The organism is Marinobacter sp. es.048 (genome assembly GCF_900188435.1).
Taxonomy (GTDB): Bacteria; Pseudomonadota; Gammaproteobacteria; order Pseudomonadales; family Oleiphilaceae; genus Marinobacter.
This window is the reverse complement of the sequence record NZ_FYFA01000002.1, coordinates 419201-436070: the sequence shown is the minus strand read 5'-3', so window position 1 is coordinate 436070 and position 16870 is coordinate 419201. Positions and strand designations below refer to the sequence as shown.

Sequence of the window (16870 nt, the reverse complement as noted above, 5' to 3'; positions counted from 1 at the left end):
GGAGCCGGGGTCAGATGAAAGCTTTCATCTGACCCGTTTTCAAAGGCCTACCGAAACTTCCTCAATCTCTGAATCAGCGATGAGGTGTCCCAGCGTTTACCACCCATCGACTGCACGTCTGCATAGAACTGATCCACCAACGCGGTAACCGGCAGAGACGCGTTCACTTTTCTTGCCTCTTCCAGGCAAATTCCCAGGTCCTTCCGCATCCAGTCAACCGCAAAGCCGTGCTCGAATTCTCCGGCAATCATGGTTCCCGAACGGTTTTCCATTTGCCACGACTGGGCAGCGCCCTTGGAAATAACGTCCACCACTTTTGCCACATCCAGCTCGGCCTGCTCGGCGAAGTGCAGGGCCTCCGAGAGCCCCTGTACCAGACCGGCGATGGCTATCTGGTTTACCATCTTGGTTTTCTGGCCACTGCCAGCCGGGCCCATTCGATTAAGCGCTCGGGCATAGTGCGTCATTACCGGTTCAGCTTTGGCGTAGTCCTGTTCGGATCCTCCGCACATAATGGTCAGCTTGCCGTTCTCTGCGCCTTGCTGACCGCCGGACACGGGCGCATCAACAAACCCCATCTTCCTCTGCCGAGCGATATCGGCCAGATGTTCGGCAATGCCGGCAGAAGCCGTGGTGTGGTCGACCAGCACTGCGCCCCCGGAGGCATTGACGAGAATCCCTTCGTCTCCTTCGTAAACCGCTTTCAGGTCGGTATCGGCTCCAACACAGGTCAGCACGATATCGGCCCCTTTAACGGCTTCAGCAATGGTGCCGCAACTGGTTCCGGAGTATTCATTGGCCCATTGCTCGGCTTTGGCGGAGGTCCGGTTCCAGACCCGGACGTCGAGCCCTGCCTTGGCCAGGTGGCCGGCCATCGGGAAGCCCATAACGCCAAGGCCGATAAATGCTGCTGTAGTCATTGCTTTCTCCTTTCGTGTTTTTGTCGGGTTAACTTAGCACAGAAGCGCAGGGCAGCACGCAATAAAAAAGGCCGCTGAATCAGCGGCCTTTGTGTGCTTTACCCGGAAAGTCAGACTTATTTGGTAGGATAATCCCGTGAATCCGAGCCGGTGTAGAGCTGGCGAGGGCGGCCGATGCGGTAGTCGCCGCTGACCATTTCGTTCCAGTGCGAGAACCAGCCAATGGTCCGCGACAGGGCGAAGATAACGGTGAACATAGACGTCGGGATTCCGATTGCCTTGAGGATCAGGCCGGAATAGAAATCCACGTTGGGGTAGAGCTTGCGCTTGACGAAGTATTCGTCTTCCAGCGCGATCTTCTCGAGACGCTGGGCGATCTTCAGCAGCGGGTCGTTCTCCAGGCCCAGTTCCGTCAGAACCTCGTGGGCGGTCTCTGCCATGACCTTGGCGCGCGGGTCGAAGTTTTTGTAAACCCGGTGGCCGAAGCCCATCAAGCGGAATGGATCGTCTTTATCCTTGGCCTTGGCGATGTATTTCTCGATGTTGGATTCGTCGCCGATCTCGGCCAGCATATCAAGCACTGCTTCGTTTGCGCCGCCGTGAGCAGGGCCCCACAGTGCAGCGATGCCGGAGGCAATACAGGCGTAGGGGTTGGCACCGGTGGAGCCAGCCAGACGCACGGTGGACGTTGAAGCGTTCTGCTCATGATCCGCATGCAGGATGAAAATCTTGTCCATGGCCTTGGCCAGGATCGGGTTCGGCTTGTACTCCTCACAGGGAACGCCAAACATCATCTGCAGGAAGTTCTCGGAGTACGAGAGATCATTGCGCGGGTAAATGAAAGGCTGGCCGATGGCGTATTTGTAGCACCAAGCAGCAATGGTCGGCATTTTTGCAATCAGGCGATGCGCGGTAATTTCCCGCTGCTCCTGGCTGGCAACGTCCATTTCACCATGATAGAAAGCAGATAAGGCGCCTACCACGCCGCACATGATAGCCATCGGATGTGCGTCACGACGGAAACCCTGGAAGAAGTTCCGCATCTGGTCGTGCAGCATCGTGTGATTTTTGATGGTGTCGTGGAACTTCTGGTTCTCTTCGGGGCTCGGGAGCTCGCCGTGAAGGAGGAGATAACAGACTTCAAGGTAGTCGGAATGTTCGGCCAGCTGTTCAATCGGGTAGCCGCGGTGCAGGAGAACACCGTTCGCACCGTCGATGTAGGTGATGGCCGATTCGCAGGCTGCCGTGGATACGAATCCGGGATCGTATGTGAAAACGCCTTCCTGGACTAGGCCTCGTACGTCGATAACGTCAGGGCCGACGGTGCCTGAATAAACCGGTAGCTCAATGGACTTGTCCCCCACCGAGAGCGTGGCTTTCCTGTCGGTCATGGTGCTCTCCTATTTATCAGCTTTGACAGCTTTATCTACAGTTATAGATGCGCTAGAAGGCGCGTATTATCGCAAAACTGGCGGCAAAATATAGGGCGTTGGCTTTTTTTGTCAATGGAAGAGTCGGGAAAACCCATAATTTGACATTGGCTGTAAATGAGGGATATCCCGAATGACAACGGATTTGGGCAGGAAAACGATTTGTCAATCATCCTTATAGCTGGCTTAACCCCCTGAAATACGCGGCGTGAGCGACCTTGCAGGTTTGTAATTGGTTAGGGTACTCCTTATAATCCGTAGCCCGGAATCGGGGATAAACCTTTTGTCGCTGCCTGTAAATAGCAGGTTGGCGGGGAGGTTTCTTTCCTTCCAAGCCAATCGTATGCCGGTTTCGTAGCGGCATGCCGATCCTTACATACCAACCATCCGCACCCGGTTTTCCGGTCCCGCGGAACTAAGAGAGAGTGTGAGAGCGCTGTGAATAGCAAACGACCAGTAAATCTCGATCTCGGCAAGTTTCATTTTCCGCTGCCAGCCATCACGTCCATATTGCACCGCATCAGCGGCATCATTCTGTTTGTTGCTGTTGCGTTCATGCTTTACGGGCTCCAGCTTTCCCTGTCGGGGGAAGAGGGCTTCAGTCGCGTAAGTGAACTGCTGGACAGCTTCCTTGCCAAGCTGATTACCTGGGGCATCTTGTCTGCTCTGTTGTACCACCTGGTTGCAGGCATCAAGCACCTGTTCATGGACATGGGCATTGGTGAAGAGCTCGAAAGTGGCCGCCTGGCATCAAAGATCACGGTTGCGGTTTCCGTCATTCTTATCCTTTTGGCAGGAGTTTGGGTATGGGCATGAACAGTGTCACGAATATCGGTCGTAACGGAATTCAGGATTGGATCATCCAGCGCGTTTCGGCCTACGTATTAGCCCTGTACACGCTGTTTTTACTCGGCTTTTTCATCTCCACCGATGTCGACTATCAAACCTGGTCAGCTTTGTTTGACCAGGCATGGATGAAGATATTCACGCTTCTGGCTTTGTTGTCGATTGCGGGGCATGCATGGGTCGGGTTGTGGACAGTTACAACGGATTACATGAAATCCGCTGGACAACGGTTGCTGGCCCAGGCAGTAGTTATCCTCGGTGTTTTTGTGTACGTCGTCTGGGGTATTCAAATTATTTGGGGGCTTTAATCGATGGCTAATATCAAGACCATGTCCTTTGACGCAATTGTTATCGGCGGTGGCGGGTCCGGCATGCGCGCCGCACTTCAGCTGACCGAATCCGGCGTCAATACCGCGTGTATCACCAAGGTTTTTCCCACGCGGTCTCATACGGTCTCTGCCCAGGGCGGCATCACCTGTGCGATCGCCAGTGCTGATCCGAATGACGACTGGCGCTGGCACATGTATGACACGGTAAAAGGCTCGGACTACATCGCCGACCAGGATGCCGTTGAGTACATGTGTTCCGTAGGTCCTCAAGCGGTATTCGAGCTTGAGCACATGGGTCTTCCTTTCTCCCGTACCGAGCAGGGCCGCATCTATCAGCGTCCTTTCGGTGGCCAGTCAAAGGGTCCGGATAATCCGACCCAGGCAGCACGCACCTGTGCCGCCGCTGACCGTACGGGTCACGCGCTCCTGCACACTCTGTATCAGGCCAATATCAAAGGCGGTACCACGTTCCTGAACGAGTGGTACGCAGTTGATCTCGTCAAGAACAGCAAGGACGAAGTCGTTGGTGTGGTTGCCATCGAAGTTGAGACCGGCGAAGTTGCCTACATCAAGTCCAAGGCGACCGTTCTGGCTACCGGTGGTGCGGGTCGTATTTACGCCTCCACAACCAACGCCCTGATCAACACTGGCGATGGTATCGGCATGGCGCTGCGCGCCGGTTTCCCGATGCAGGACATGGAAATGTGGCAATTCCATCCGACCGGTATCTACGGTGCCGGCACGCTGGTAACAGAGGGTTGCCGGGGTGAGGGTGGTTATCTGATCAACGCCGAAGGCGAGCGTTTCATGGAGCGCTATGCGCCGAACGCGAAAGACCTGGCGGGCCGGGACGTTGTTGCCCGTGCGATGGTTATCGAGATCCTGGAAGGTCGCGGCTGCGGTCCCGACAAGGATCACGTTCTGCTTAAGCTTGATCATCTGGGTGAAGAGACACTGAACCTGCGTCTGCCAGGTATCTGCGAGCTGTCCCGCACCTTTGCGCACGTTGATCCGGTTAAAGAGCCGATCCCGGTTGTTCCGACTTGCCACTACATGATGGGCGGTATTCCGACCAACGTTGGTGGCCAGGCGCTGACCCAGGACGAGAATGGCAAAGACAAGCCAATCCCCGGGCTGTTTGCCTGTGGTGAGGCCGCCTGTGTATCTGTACACGGCGCTAACCGTCTGGGCGGCAACTCTCTGCTGGATCTCGTGGTCTTTGGTCGCGCAGCGGGTCTGCATATTGAAGAGCAGCTTCGTGGCGGCTTTGAAGTGGACGGTGCCAGTGAGGACGACATCAAGCGCGCCATGGCGCGGCTTGACCGTCTGAACAATGCGTCTGAGGGTGAAAGTGTTGCAGAGGTTCGGAAGGATCTTCAGAACTGCATGCAGCTTTACTTCGGTGTATTCCGTGATGGCAAGAGCATGGAAGAGGGCCTCAAGAAGCTGGAAGCGATTGGTGAGCGTGTTCGCAACACCAAGCTGGCAGATACCAGCAACGCCTTCAACACCGCTCGTATTGAAGCGCTCGAGCTGGATAACCTTTATGAGGTTGCCCTGTCCACTGCCATTTCCGCGTTTGAGCGCAAGGAAAGCCGTGGTGCGCACGCACGGAACGACTTCACCGAGCGTGACGACGAAAACTGGCTCAAGCACTCCATTTACTTCCCGCTGGAAAAGCGTGTTGGTAAACGTGATGTGAATTTCGCGCCGAAGACTGTCGACACATTTGAGCCGAAGGTCCGGACTTACTAAGGGAGACGCTGAAAATGTTAGTAAGCCTTTATCGTTATAACCCGGAGACTGACAACGCGCCTTATATGCAGGACGTGGATGTCGAGATTCCGGAAGGCAAGGATCTCATGGTTCTTGATGTGCTGAACCTGGTCAAGGAGCGGGATCCTTCAATGGCCTACCGTCGTTCCTGCCGCGAGGGCGTTTGTGGCTCTGATGGCATGAACATGAACGGCAAGAACGGCCTGGCCTGTATCACGCCTGTTTCCCAGGTGGTGAAGGGCGACAAGCTCGTTCTTCGCCCGCTGCCGGGCCTGCCGGTTATTCGTGATCTGGTTGTTGATATGAGCCTTTTCTACAAACAGTACGAAAAGGTCATGCCGTACCTGATTAACGACAAGCCTGCTCCCGCGATAGAGCGTCTGCAGTCTCCGGAAGACCGCCAGAAGCTGGACGGCCTGTACGAGTGTATTCTCTGTGCCTGCTGTTCCACGTCCTGCCCGTCATTCTGGTGGAATCCGGACAAGTTTATCGGTCCTGCCGGCCTGCTTCAGGCCTACCGTTTCCTGGCGGACAGCCGGGATACAGCCCAGGAAGAGCGACTTGCCAACCTTGATGACCCGTTTAGCGTATTCCGCTGCCGCGGAATCATGAACTGTGTCAGTGTCTGCCCGAAAGGTCTGAACCCCACAAGGGCTATCGGCCACATTCGGAATCTTCTGCTGCAAAGGGCTACTTAAGCAGCAGAATTTTCGACAGACGCTATACTGTTCTGATCAAGTTAGTACCCGGAAGGCCTCGCAAGATTGCGGGGCCTTCAACCAAAGGCTTATAGTCAAAGGTCTTACCCGGGTGCACACTACGCAAGCCGTGGCGGGAACTTACAAAGTTTTCTCCTGTTTTGCTGAGTATAAAAACCACCGGGGAATGGAAAACATCCATGTCGGGTGTGGTGGCCAAAGTCGATCCCGTAAAAACCCGTATTGACTGAGAAATACCCGTGGCCGACCATATCGGGCTCCCCCGCACCAGCCCAAGGTGAGCTATTCAAGATGCACGAAAGCATAATGGAGCAGTTATGGCAGACTTCCCACCTTCAGGGTGGAAATCTCGCCTATGTTGAACAGCTTTTTGAAACCTACCTGACAGACCCCAATGCCGTTTCCGAAGAGTGGCGCAGCTATTTCGACAAGCTTCCCAGTGTCGATGGCTATAAGGGCCGTGACGTTGTCCACTCTTCCATCCGCGAACAGTTTGAACACATTTCCCGTAATCAGCGTTTTCTTGCCAGCGGCGGCGTTCCTGCCAGTGCAACGTCTGATGCGGACAAAAAACAGATCCGTGTTCTCCAGCTGATTAACGCCTACCGCTTCCGCGGTCATCAGGAAGCGAAGCTGGACCCGCTCGGCGTATGGCAGCGTCCCAAGGTTGAAGACCTTGATCCCGCATTTCATGAGTTATCGGACTCTGACCGTGACCTGGAATTCCAGACAGGCTCCCTGAACCTTGGTTCCGAGACCATGAAGCTCGGAGACATCGTCGATGGCTTGCGCCAAACCTATTGCGAAAGCATTGGCGCTGAATACATGCATGTCGTCGATACTCGCATCAAGCGTTGGTTCCAGCAACGCATGGAGCCGGTTCGTTCACGTCCTGCCTACGAAAATAGCACCCGTAAGCACATCCTTGAGCGTCTGACGGCTGCTGAAGGTCTTGAAAAGTACTTGGGATCCCGTTATCCAGGCGTGAAACGGTTTGGTCTTGAGGGTGGCGAGACCCTGATCCCCTGCCTGGACGAGCTGATTCAGCGTGCCGGTTCCTACGGTGCCAAGGAAATTGTCCTGGGCATGGCTCACCGTGGTCGCCTGAACGTTCTGGTCAACACTCTGGGCAAGAATCCGCGGGAGCTCTTTGACGAATTCGAAGGCAAGAAGCTCGCCGATTCCGGTTCCGGTGACGTGAAATACCACCAGGGTTTCTCATCCAACGTGATGACTCCGGGCGGCGAAGTTCACCTGGCGATGGCGTTTAACCCGTCGCACCTGGAAATCGTTTCACCGGTTGTTGAGGGCTCCGTTCGCGCCCGCCAGACCCGCCGCAATGACGATGAAGGCACCAAGGTCGTTCCGATTATCATGCACGGCGACGCGGCGTTTGCCGGCCAGGGCGTGGTAATGGAAACCTTCCAGATGTCGCAAACCCGCGGTTTCGGCGTTGGTGGCACGATCCATATCGTCATCAACAACCAGGTTGGTTTCACCACCAGCAAGCAGGAAGATGCGCGGTCCACGGAATACTGCACCGACGTGGCCAAGATGATCCAGGCGCCGATCCTGCATGTGAATGCGGACGACCCGGAAGCGGTCATGTTCGTGACGCAGATGGCCATGGATTACCGCAACGAATTCAAGAACGACGTTGTGATCGATCTGGTCTGCTATCGTCGTCGCGGCCACAACGAGGCGGATGAGCCGGCAGCAACCCAGCCGGTCATGTACGAGAAGATCCGTAAGCTGAAGACCACCCGCAACCTGTACGTGGATCAATTGGTGGAAGCCGGGGTGATCACCGGGGAAGAAGCCAAGCAGATGGAGAACGAATACCGAGACGCCCTGGACAATGGCGAGCACGTGGTCAAATCCCTGGTCAAGGAGCCCAACAAGGAGCTCTACGTTGACTGGACCCCGTACCTCGGTCACGAGTGGACTGCCAAGTGCAAGTCCAGCGTTGCTCTGAAGACCATCCAGAAGCTGGGCAAGAAGCTGACCTCAGTTCCTGAAGGGTTCAGCATCCAGCGTCAGGTCTCCAAAATTGTTACGGACCGCGAGAAAATGACGGCGGGTGCCCTGTCCATCAACTGGGGCTACGGCGAAGTCATGGCTTATGCGACTCTGTTGGATGAAGGTCACCCCATCCGCCTGACGGGGCAGGATATTGGACGAGGCACGTTCTCGCACCGTCATGCGGTGCTTCACAATCAGAAAGACGGCTCGCCCCATATCGCTCTGGCTGAATTGGCTGAGGACCAGCCCAAGTTCGAAATCTACGACTCGTTGCTTTCTGAAGAAGCGGTCATGGCTTTTGAGTACGGCTATGCTACCACCGCGCCTGATGGTCTTGTGGTCTGGGAAGCCCAGTTCGGCGACTTTGCCAACGGTGCACAGGTCGTGATCGATCAGTTCCTGACCAGTGGTGAGCACAAGTGGGGACGCCTGTGCGGTTTGACCCTGCTGTTGCCCCATGGTTACGAAGGGCAGGGCCCGGAGCACAGTTCCGCTCGCCTTGAGCGTTTCCTGCAGTTGAGTGCCGAGCATAATATCCAGGTCTGCGTGCCGACCACGCCGTCCCAGGTATTCCATATGCTTCGTCGCCAGGTCAAACGCCCGCTGCGTAAGCCGCTGGTAGCGATCACGCCCAAGAGCTTGCTGCGGCACAAGGAAGCGACGTCTGATCTTGATGACTTGACCTCAGGTACCTTCAAGACCGTCCTGCCAGAGAAAGAACCGTCCGATCCTAAGAAAGTCACCCGCCTGATTCTGTGCTCTGGCAAGGTGTATTTCGATCTGTTGGAGAAGAAGAAATCTGACGAGCGTGATGACGTCGCCATCGTTCGGATCGAGCAGCTGTATCCTTTCCCCGGAGACGACCTTGACGAACTTCTGAGCGAATACACCAAGCTCAAGCACGTTGTCTGGTGTCAGGAAGAACCGATGAACCAGGGTGCCTGGTATTGCAGTCAGCATCATATGCGTAATGCGCTGCATCGCAAGAATCCCAAGCTGTACCTTCAGTATGCCGGTCGTGACGCTTCGGCTGCTCCTGCCTGTGGCCATATGTCTGTCCACATCGAAGAGCAGAAGAAACTGGTTAACGACGCGTTTGAAATTTGACGAGCTACCGAACTAAGGATCTGTAATGTCAACTGAGATTAAAGCCCCCGTTTTCCCGGAGTCGGTCGCAGAGGGTACCGTCGCGACCTGGCACAAACAGCCGGGTGAAGCCTGCTCCCGTGACGAGCTGATTGTCGATATCGAGACCGACAAGGTTGTTCTTGAGGTTGTTGCGCCGGCGGACGGTGTGATTGAAGAAATTATCAAGAACGAAGGCGATACCGTTGAAAGCGGTGAGGTAGTCGGCAAGTTCAAGGAAGGCGCCAAGGGCGAATCCAAGCCTGCCGAGGGCAAGAAAGAAGAGAGCAAGGAAGAGGCTCCAAAGGAAGAAGCCAAGAGCGAAGCATCTTCCGGTGAGGCGATCCTGAGTCCGGCAGCCCGCAAGCTGGCCGAGGAAAATAACGTTGATCCGAACAGCATCAAGGGTACCGGCAAAGATGGCCGTGTAACCAAGGAAGACGTTCAGAATCACGTTGACAGTGCCAAGTCCTCCGGCGGTGCTTCTGCGCCTCAGCCTGCGGCTGGTATGCCGGAAGTCAACGTTAGCCAGGGCGAACGTCCCGAGAAGCGCGTGCCGATGACCCGCCTGCGTGCGAGCATCGCCAAGCGACTGGTTAATGCCCAGCAGAGTGCCGCCATGCTGACCACCTTTAACGAGGTGAACATGGCGCCGATCATGGAGATGCGCAAGCATTACCAGGACAGCTTTGTGAAGCGTCACGGCATCAAGCTTGGCTTCATGTCCTTCTTTACCAAGGCTGCCACCGAAGCCCTGAAACGCTTCCCTGCGGTGAACGCGTCCATCGACGGTAACGACATGGTTTATCACGGCTATCAGGATATCGGCGTGGCGGTTTCTACTGATCGCGGCCTGGTTGTTCCGGTCCTTCGCGATTCCGACGCCATGGGCCTGGCCGACATCGAGAAGAAGATCGTCGAGTACGGCACCAAGGCGAAAGAGGGCAAGCTGGCCATCGAAGACATGACCGGCGGTACCTTCACGATTACCAACGGCGGTATCTTCGGTTCGCTGATTTCCACTCCGATCCTGAACCCGCCGCAGACTGCGATCCTGGGCATGCACAAGATCCAGGAGCGTCCGATGGCCGTGAACGGCAAGGTGGAGATTCAGCCGATGATGTACCTGGCGCTTTCTTACGACCACCGGATGATTGATGGCAAGGAAGCGGTGCAGTTCCTTGTTGCCATCAAGGAGATGCTTGAAGACCCGGCACGTATTCTGCTGGACGTCTGAGCCGACATTTAACGAATCGGAAACGGGATAAAAGTATGTCTGATAAGTACGACGTCATTGTCATTGGTGCAGGCCCCGGAGGCTACGTAGCGGCCATCAAAGCGGCACAGCTGGGTCTCAAGGCCGCGTGTGTTGAATCCTGGACTGCAGAAGACGGCAAGGCACAGGTGCTTGGCGGTACGTGCCTCAACGTTGGCTGCATTCCTTCCAAGGCGTTGCTGGAGATTTCCCACAAGTTTGAGGAATCCAGCCACGATTTCGAGATGCAGGGCATCATCGCCAAGGATGTCAAAATGGACATCGGCAAGATGATGGAGCGCAAGAGCGGCATCGTTAAGCAGTTGACCGGCGGTATCGCAGGCCTGTTCAAGTCCAACGGCGTTACTTCCATCCACGGCCACGGCAAACTGCTGGCCAACCGCAAGGTGGAAGTAACCGATAAGGACGGCAAGTCGACGACCTACGAAGCCGAAAACATCATTCTGGCCACCGGTTCCAAGCCGATCCAGATTCCGCCCGCGCCCTTCGACGGCGAATACATCGTGGATTCCGAGGGCGCCCTGGAGTTCACCGAGGTGCCGAAGCGCCTTGGCGTTATTGGTGCCGGCGTTATAGGCCTGGAGCTCGGCAGTGTATGGGCTCGTCTGGGCGCGGAAGTGACCGTTCTGGAAGCCCAGGACACCTTCCTGCCGGCCGTTGACCAGCAGGTGGCAAAAGATGCCCTGAAGCAGTTCCAGAAGCAGGGGCTGAATATCGTCATGGGCGCGCGTATGACTGGCGCGGAAGTGAAGCGCAAGTTGGTGAACGTGAACTATGAGGATTCCAAGGGCAAACACGAAGCCAAGTTCGACAAGCTGATTGTTGCTGTTGGTCGTCGGCCCTACACCGACAACCTGTTGTCGGAAGACTCCGGCGTCCAGATGGATGAGCGCGGCTTCATCTTTGTTGATGACAATTGTAAAACCGAAGCCCCGGGTGTCTGGGCGATCGGTGACGTGGTTCGTGGACCCATGCTGGCCCACAAAGCGTCGGAAGAAGGCATCATGGTTGCTGAGCGTATCGCCGGGCACAAGCCCCAGGTGAACTACGACTGCATCCCGAACGTTGTCTACACCTTCCCGGAAGTTGCCTGGGTTGGCAAAACCGAAGAGCAGATGAAGGCAGAAGGTGAAGAGTACAACGTAGGTACCTTCCCGTTTGCGGCCAACGGTCGTGCAATGGCTGCAAACTCGGCGACCGGTCTGGTCAAGATCATTGCTGACGCAAAAACTGACCGCATTGTCGGTTTCCATGTAGTTGGTCCCCAGGCCTCTGAAATCGTTGCCCAGGGCGTAATCGCCATGGAATTCGGTTCCAGCGCCGAAGATCTGGCCCTGACCTGCTTTGCACATCCGACTCTGTCAGAGTCCGTGCACGAAGCAGCTCTGGCCGTCGGTGGTGGCGCGATCCATATCGCCAACCGCCGCAAGAAGAAGTAACGCAAACCAGGAATTTTTTAATTCGGGACATTAACTATGAATTTGCATGAATATCAGGGCAAACAGCTTTTCGCTGAATATGGCCTGCCAGTATCCAAGGGCATTGCCTGTGATACTCCCAAGGAAGCTGTAGACGCAGCTGGCGAAATCGGCGGTGATGCATGGGTTGTAAAAGCCCAGGTTCACGCAGGTGGCCGTGGTAAGGCTGGCGGTGTAAAGCTGGTCAAGAGCAAAGACGAGATCCGTGAGTTTGCCGAGAAGTGGCTGGGTCAGAACCTGGTAACCTACCAGACTGATGAAAACGGCCAGCCGGTCAGCAAGATCCTGGTTGAATCCCTCACCGATATCGATCAGGAGCTTTACCTGGGCGCGGTAGTCGACCGTGGCACCCGTCGCATCGTTTTCATGGCCTCCACCGAAGGTGGTGTTGAGATCGAAAAGGTTGCCGAAGAAACGCCCGAGAAGATCCTGAAAGCGGAAATCGACCCGCTGGTTGGCGCTCAGCCGTACCAAGGCCGTGAGCTCGCGTTCAAGCTGGGCCTGGAAGGCAAGCAGATCGGTCAGTTTACCAAGATCTTCGTTGGTCTGGCCAAGCTGTTCGAAGAGTGCGATCTGGCACTGGTAGAGATCAACCCGCTGGTTATTACCCCGGCCGGTGATCTGCACTGCCTGGACGCCAAAGTCGGCGTCGACGGCAACGCACTGTACCGTCAGAAGAAGATCCACGAGATGCATGATCCGTCCCAGGAAGATTCCCGGGAAGCGGAAGCGGCCAAGTGGGAGCTCAACTACGTGGCTCTGGAAGGCAACATCGGCTGCATGGTCAACGGTGCTGGCCTGGCCATGGGTACCATGGACATCATCAAGCTGTCCGGCGGCCAGCCGGCCAACTTCCTTGACGTTGGCGGCGGTGCAACCAAGGAACGTGTTTCCGAGGCATTCAAGATCATCCTGTCTGACTCCAACGTCAAGGCGGTTCTGGTCAACATCTTCGGTGGTATCGTTCGCTGCGACATGATTGCAGAGGGCATCATCGGTGCCGTGAAGGAAGTCGGCGTCAAGGTTCCTGTTGTGGTTCGCCTTGAAGGCAACAACGCGGAGAAGGGTACTCAGGTACTCGCCGAGAGCGGCCTGAACATCATTGCCGCTACCAGTCTGTCGAATGCGGCAGAGCAAGTTGTTAAAGCCGCAGGGGGTAAATAATGAGCATCCTGATTAACAAAGACACCAAGGTTATCTGTCAGGGCTTTACCGGCGCGCAGGGCACCTTCCACTCAGAGCAGGCGATTGCCTACGGCACCAAGATGGTTGGTGGCGTCAGCCCCGGCAAGGGCGGTACCGAGCATCTGGGCCTGCCGGTGTTCAACACCGTGCGTGACGCCGTTGAAGCAACTGGCGCAGAAGCTACCGTTATCTACGTACCGGCGCCGTTCTGTAAAGACGCCATCATCGAAGCGGCGGATGCCGGCATTCAGCTGATCGTATGTATCACTGAAGGTATCCCGACCATCGATATGCTATACGCCAAGGAATACGTGGATCGCAAGGGCGTTCGCATGATTGGTCCCAACTGCCCGGGTGTTATCACTCCGGACGAGTGCAAGATCGGCATCATGCCTGGCCACATCCACAAGAAGGGCAGGGTTGGCATCGTGTCCCGTTCAGGCACCCTGACTTACGAAGCGGTCAAGCAGACCACTGACTTCGGCTACGGTCAGTCCACCTGTATCGGTATCGGTGGTGACCCGATCCCGGGCTCCAACTTCATCGACATTCTGGCCCTGCTCGAGAAAGATCCCGAGACCGAAGCCATTGTGATGATTGGCGAGATCGGCGGTACCGCCGAGGAAGAAGCTGCGGCCTACATCAAGCAGAACGTTTCCAAGCCGGTGGTTTCCTACATCGCTGGTGTTACTGCGCCTCCGGGCAAGCGTATGGGCCACGCTGGTGCCATCATTTCCGGTGGCAAGGGTACAGCAGACGACAAGTTTGCCGCCCTGGAAGACGCTGGTGTTCGCACTGTGCGCAGTCTGGCCGAGATTGGTCAGGCCCTGAAGGAAGTCACTGGCTGGTAAGCTGGCCTTCTTTCAGTAAAAACCCCCGTTTCTGCCCTGCAGAGCGGGGGTTTTTTATTTATAATGCCGGGTCGCCTGAACTATGATGGCGGTTCCAATACCAAATAAGGAGTTCGTGCTTTGAGTTCTGTAGATTCCCAGCAAAGGGTTTTGTCCGGCATGCGTCCGACCGGCAAGCTTCACCTTGGCCACTACCACGGTGTGCTGAAAAACTGGGTTAAACTCCAGCATGAATTTGAATGCTTCTTCTTTGTGGCAGACTGGCACGCGCTGACCACCAATTACGACGATCCCTCCGGCATTGAACAGAGCGTCTGGGATATGGTCATCGATTGGCTCGCGGCCGGTGTGAACCCGGGCTCGTCCACGATGTTCATTCAGTCACAGGTGCCCGAGCATGCCGAACTGCACCTGCTGTTGTCGATGATCACGCCCCTCGGTTGGCTGGAACGTGTGCCTACGTTCAAGGACCAGCAGGAAAAGCTGCGGGAGAAAGATCTGGCGACCTATGGGTTCCTGGGTTACCCGCTGCTTCAGAGCGCAGACATTCTGGTCTACCGGGCAGGAAAGGTGCCGGTTGGTGCCGATCAGGTTTCCCATGTCGAAATCACCCGGGAGATCGCCCGCCGATTCAACCATATCTATGGTCGTGAGCCAGGGTTTGAAGAGCAGGCGGAAGGCGCCATCGTCAAGATGGGCAAGAAAAACGCCAAGCTCTATCGCAATCTCAAGAGGCGTTACCAGGAAGAGGGCGACATGGACGCCCTGGAAACGGCCCGTGCTCTGCTGAAAGAGCAACAGAATATCTCCCTTGGCGATCGTGAGCGTCTATACGGCTACATTGAGGGCGGCGGCAAGGTGATTTTGCCGGAACCGCAGCCACTGCTGACGCCGGAGTCCAAGTTGCCGGGGCTGGACGGTCAGAAAATGTCCAAGTCCTACAACAACTATATCGGTTTGCGGGAAGATCCGGACAGCGTTGCCCAGAAGGTCCGTACCATGCAGACCGATCCCCAGCGGGTCCGTCGCACGGATCCGGGTGAACCCGAGAAGTGCCCGGTGTGGGGAATGCACAAGATCTATTCCGATGCCGACACCCAGGAGTGGGTGCAGACCGGTTGTCGCAGTGCGGGCATCGGTTGCCTGGATTGCAAGAAGCCGTTGATAGATGCGATTGTCGAGGAGCAGCGCCCGCTCCACGAACGCGCCCGGGAGTATGAGAGCAATCCGGACCTGGTGCATTCCATTCTGCAGGAAGGCCGCGAACACGCTCGCGATGCTGCTCGCGATACCCTTGAGGAAGTCCGGGCAGCCATGGGGCTTCATTACCGCTGAATCCGCAGGAATCGGTGCCGCGCGCATACGGCCGGGGCGCCGATCCGGAGTGAAAGGTTATGACCGAAGAATCCACCGATCAGGCTACGCCCGAAGCTCAGGACGCTGCCCCGGAGCAGTCGCCCCTGGCGCGGGTTTCCGGCAAGCCGGTGGTGGATCTTCCCAAGGACCTCTACATTCCGCCGGATGCCCTTGCGGTCTTCCTTGAGGCATTCGAAGGACCGCTGGATCTTCTGCTGTATCTTATCCGTCGCCAGAACATGAATATTCTGGACATCGACGTCAGTGAAATTACCCGGCAATACATGGATTACATCGGTGCCGTGGAAGCCATGCGCTTCGAACTGGCTGCTGAATATCTGGTGATGGCGGCTACATTGGCGGAAATCAAATCCAGAATGCTGCTGCCTCGACAGGAAAGCGACGATGAAGAAGAGGTCGATCCGCGGGCCGAACTGATTCGCCGGCTGCAGCAGTACGAACGGTTCAAGCAGGCTGCCGAAGATATCGACGAACTGCCGCGCCTGGAGCGGGATACGTTTGCCGCCTCGGCTGCCCTGCCGAAGATGCCCTCAAGTCAGCCCCACCCAGATGTAGACCTGCGGGAAATGCTGCTTGCGCTGCAGGGCGTTCTGCAGCGGGCAGACCTGTTCACCAGCCACCATGTTGAACGGGAAAGGCTCTCGACCCGTGAGCGCATGTCCGCAATCCTGTCAGTGCTTCAGGATGATCATTTCGTGACATTCGAAAGCCTGTTTACGATTGAAGAGGGACGGCTCGGGGTCGTGGTGACCTTCCTGGCGACCCTCGAACTGGTAAAAGAGCAGCTGATCGAGGTTGTTCAGGCCGAGGTTCTGGGCCCGATTCATGTTCGAGCCAGGGCAGCCAGCTAGGGCCTCACAACGATCAAAGCACGGAAATACGGATCAGACACCATGAACGAAGAACACCTGCTGAGAATACAGGCGATTGCCGAAGCGGCCCTGTTGGCTGCGGGCAAACCTTTGTCTCTCGACCAGCTCCGGGAACTGTTCAGTGAAGAGGAGCGTCCCGCGCGCCAGGTGATGGAACATGTCATGGTGCTTCTGGAAGCGGCCTGCGAGGGGCGCGGTTTTGAATTGAAAAAGGTCGCCAGTGGCTACCGTATTCAGGTACGCGAGGAATTCGCGCCCTGGGTGGGCCGTTTGTTCGAGGAAAAGCCCCAACGCTATTCCCGGGCGCTGCTGGAAACCCTGGCACTGATTGCCTACCGGCAGCCCATCACCCGGGGTGAAATCGAAGACATCCGGGGTGTTACGGTAAGCAGCAATATCATTCGTACACTGCTTGAGCGAGAGTGGGTGCGTGTCGTAGGACACCGGGATGTTCCCGGTCGACCGGCCATGTACGCGACCACGAAACAGTTTCTGGACTACTTCAACCTCACGGGCCTGGACCAGATGCCGCCTCTGAATGAAGTTCGCGATCTTGAAGAGATCGGCCGGGAAATTGAAAAGAACATGCAGGCGGAGATCGAGTTCGAATCGACGACTGCCGAGAACGACGACGAATCTTCGAGCCAGACACTTCACTGACGCC

14 protein-coding genes are annotated in these 16870 nt (G+C 56.3%); 12 read left to right on the top strand and 2 right to left on the bottom strand.

Features of this window, described 5'->3' with window-relative positions; all coding sequences use genetic code 11:
• Window positions 1-47: 47 nt before the first annotated feature.
• Window positions 48-920: an NAD(P)-dependent oxidoreductase gene (locus CFT65_RS13040; RefSeq protein WP_088828559.1), complete on the bottom strand. Its 873-nt coding sequence runs from the start codon at window positions 918-920 to the stop codon at window positions 48-50.
• Window positions 921-1036: 116 nt separating this feature from the next.
• Entirely contained in the window at window positions 1037-2311 is a 1275-nt protein-coding gene (gltA, locus tag CFT65_RS13035) for a citrate synthase (protein ID WP_088828558.1), read from the bottom strand.
• Window positions 2312-2788: 477 nt separating this feature from the next.
• Between gltA and sdhC the strand changes: the two genes are divergently transcribed.
• From sdhC to scpB, 12 genes are all read left to right on the top strand, one after another.
• Window positions 2789-3166: a succinate dehydrogenase, cytochrome b556 subunit gene (gene sdhC / locus CFT65_RS13030; RefSeq protein WP_014576924.1), complete on the top strand. Its 378-nt coding sequence runs from the start codon at window positions 2789-2791 to the stop codon at window positions 3164-3166.
• Window positions 3157-3504 (top strand): succinate dehydrogenase, hydrophobic membrane anchor protein, encoded by a 348-nt coding sequence (sdhD, locus tag CFT65_RS13025; RefSeq protein ID WP_172408494.1) that lies wholly within the window; start codon window positions 3157-3159, stop codon window positions 3502-3504. The genes sdhC and sdhD overlap by 10 nt, the downstream gene beginning before the upstream one ends.
• A gap of 3 nt (window positions 3505-3507) precedes the next feature.
• A complete protein-coding gene (gene sdhA / locus CFT65_RS13020; RefSeq protein ID WP_088828557.1) occupies window positions 3508-5280 on the top strand; it encodes a succinate dehydrogenase flavoprotein subunit in 1773 nt (590 codons plus the stop codon).
• Window positions 5281-5294: 14 nt separating this feature from the next.
• A complete protein-coding gene (locus tag CFT65_RS13015; protein ID WP_008174383.1) occupies window positions 5295-5999 on the top strand; it encodes a succinate dehydrogenase iron-sulfur subunit in 705 nt (234 codons plus the stop codon).
• A gap of 312 nt (window positions 6000-6311) precedes the next feature.
• Complete coding sequence (locus CFT65_RS13010; RefSeq protein WP_088828556.1) at window positions 6312-9149, top strand: 2-oxoglutarate dehydrogenase E1 component; 2838 nt, start codon at window positions 6312-6314, stop codon at window positions 9147-9149.
• A gap of 25 nt (window positions 9150-9174) precedes the next feature.
• Window positions 9175-10404 (top strand): 2-oxoglutarate dehydrogenase complex dihydrolipoyllysine-residue succinyltransferase, encoded by a 1230-nt coding sequence (gene odhB / locus CFT65_RS13005; protein WP_088828555.1) that lies wholly within the window; start codon window positions 9175-9177, stop codon window positions 10402-10404.
• A gap of 35 nt (window positions 10405-10439) precedes the next feature.
• Window positions 10440-11882 carry a dihydrolipoyl dehydrogenase gene (gene lpdA, locus CFT65_RS13000; RefSeq protein ID WP_088828554.1) on the top strand — a complete coding sequence of 481 codons (1443 nt, stop codon included), beginning with the start codon at window positions 10440-10442 and terminating at the stop codon, window positions 11880-11882.
• A gap of 36 nt (window positions 11883-11918) precedes the next feature.
• Window positions 11919-13085 (top strand): ADP-forming succinate--CoA ligase subunit beta, encoded by a 1167-nt coding sequence (gene sucC, locus CFT65_RS12995; RefSeq protein WP_088828553.1) that lies wholly within the window; start codon window positions 11919-11921, stop codon window positions 13083-13085.
• Window positions 13085-13957 (top strand): succinate--CoA ligase subunit alpha, encoded by an 873-nt coding sequence (gene sucD, locus CFT65_RS12990; RefSeq protein WP_088828552.1) that lies wholly within the window; start codon window positions 13085-13087, stop codon window positions 13955-13957. Before sucC ends, sucD begins: the two co-directional genes overlap by 1 nt.
• 120 nt (window positions 13958-14077) lie before the next feature.
• A complete protein-coding gene (locus CFT65_RS12985; protein ID WP_088828551.1) occupies window positions 14078-15292 on the top strand; it encodes a tryptophan--tRNA ligase in 1215 nt (404 codons plus the stop codon).
• 59 nt (window positions 15293-15351) lie between these two features.
• A complete protein-coding gene (locus CFT65_RS12980) occupies window positions 15352-16185 on the top strand; it encodes a segregation and condensation protein A (protein ID WP_008174399.1) in 834 nt (277 codons plus the stop codon).
• Between the two features lie 42 nt (window positions 16186-16227).
• Window positions 16228-16866, top strand: coding sequence for an SMC-Scp complex subunit ScpB (gene scpB, locus CFT65_RS12975; RefSeq protein WP_088828550.1), 639 nt, complete (start codon window positions 16228-16230; stop codon window positions 16864-16866).
• Window positions 16867-16870: the final 4 nt, after the last annotated feature.

What these genes read in the sequence shown, in the direction of transcription:
- CFT65_RS13040 (WP_088828559.1), bottom strand. Translation starts at nt 920, where the DNA reads ATGACTACAGCAGCATTTATCGGCCTTGGCGTTATGGGCTTCCCGATG.
- gltA (WP_088828558.1), bottom strand. Translation starts at nt 2,311, where the DNA reads ATGACCGACAGGAAAGCCACGCTCTCGGTGGGGGACAAGTCCATTGAG.
- sdhD (WP_172408494.1), top strand. Translation starts at nt 3,157, where the DNA reads ATGGGCATGAACAGTGTCACGAATATCGGTCGTAACGGAATTCAGGAT.
- sdhA (WP_088828557.1), top strand. Translation starts at nt 3,508, where the DNA reads ATGGCTAATATCAAGACCATGTCCTTTGACGCAATTGTTATCGGCGGT.
- CFT65_RS13015 (WP_008174383.1), top strand. Translation starts at nt 5,295, where the DNA reads ATGTTAGTAAGCCTTTATCGTTATAACCCGGAGACTGACAACGCGCCT.
- CFT65_RS13010 (WP_088828556.1), top strand. Translation starts at nt 6,312, where the DNA reads ATGCACGAAAGCATAATGGAGCAGTTATGGCAGACTTCCCACCTTCAG.
- odhB (WP_088828555.1), top strand. Translation starts at nt 9,175, where the DNA reads ATGTCAACTGAGATTAAAGCCCCCGTTTTCCCGGAGTCGGTCGCAGAG.
- lpdA (WP_088828554.1), top strand. Translation starts at nt 10,440, where the DNA reads ATGTCTGATAAGTACGACGTCATTGTCATTGGTGCAGGCCCCGGAGGC.
- sucC (WP_088828553.1), top strand. Translation starts at nt 11,919, where the DNA reads ATGAATTTGCATGAATATCAGGGCAAACAGCTTTTCGCTGAATATGGC.
- sucD (WP_088828552.1), top strand. Translation starts at nt 13,085, where the DNA reads ATGAGCATCCTGATTAACAAAGACACCAAGGTTATCTGTCAGGGCTTT.
- CFT65_RS12980 (WP_008174399.1), top strand. Translation starts at nt 15,352, where the DNA reads ATGACCGAAGAATCCACCGATCAGGCTACGCCCGAAGCTCAGGACGCT.
- scpB (WP_088828550.1), top strand. Translation starts at nt 16,228, where the DNA reads ATGAACGAAGAACACCTGCTGAGAATACAGGCGATTGCCGAAGCGGCC.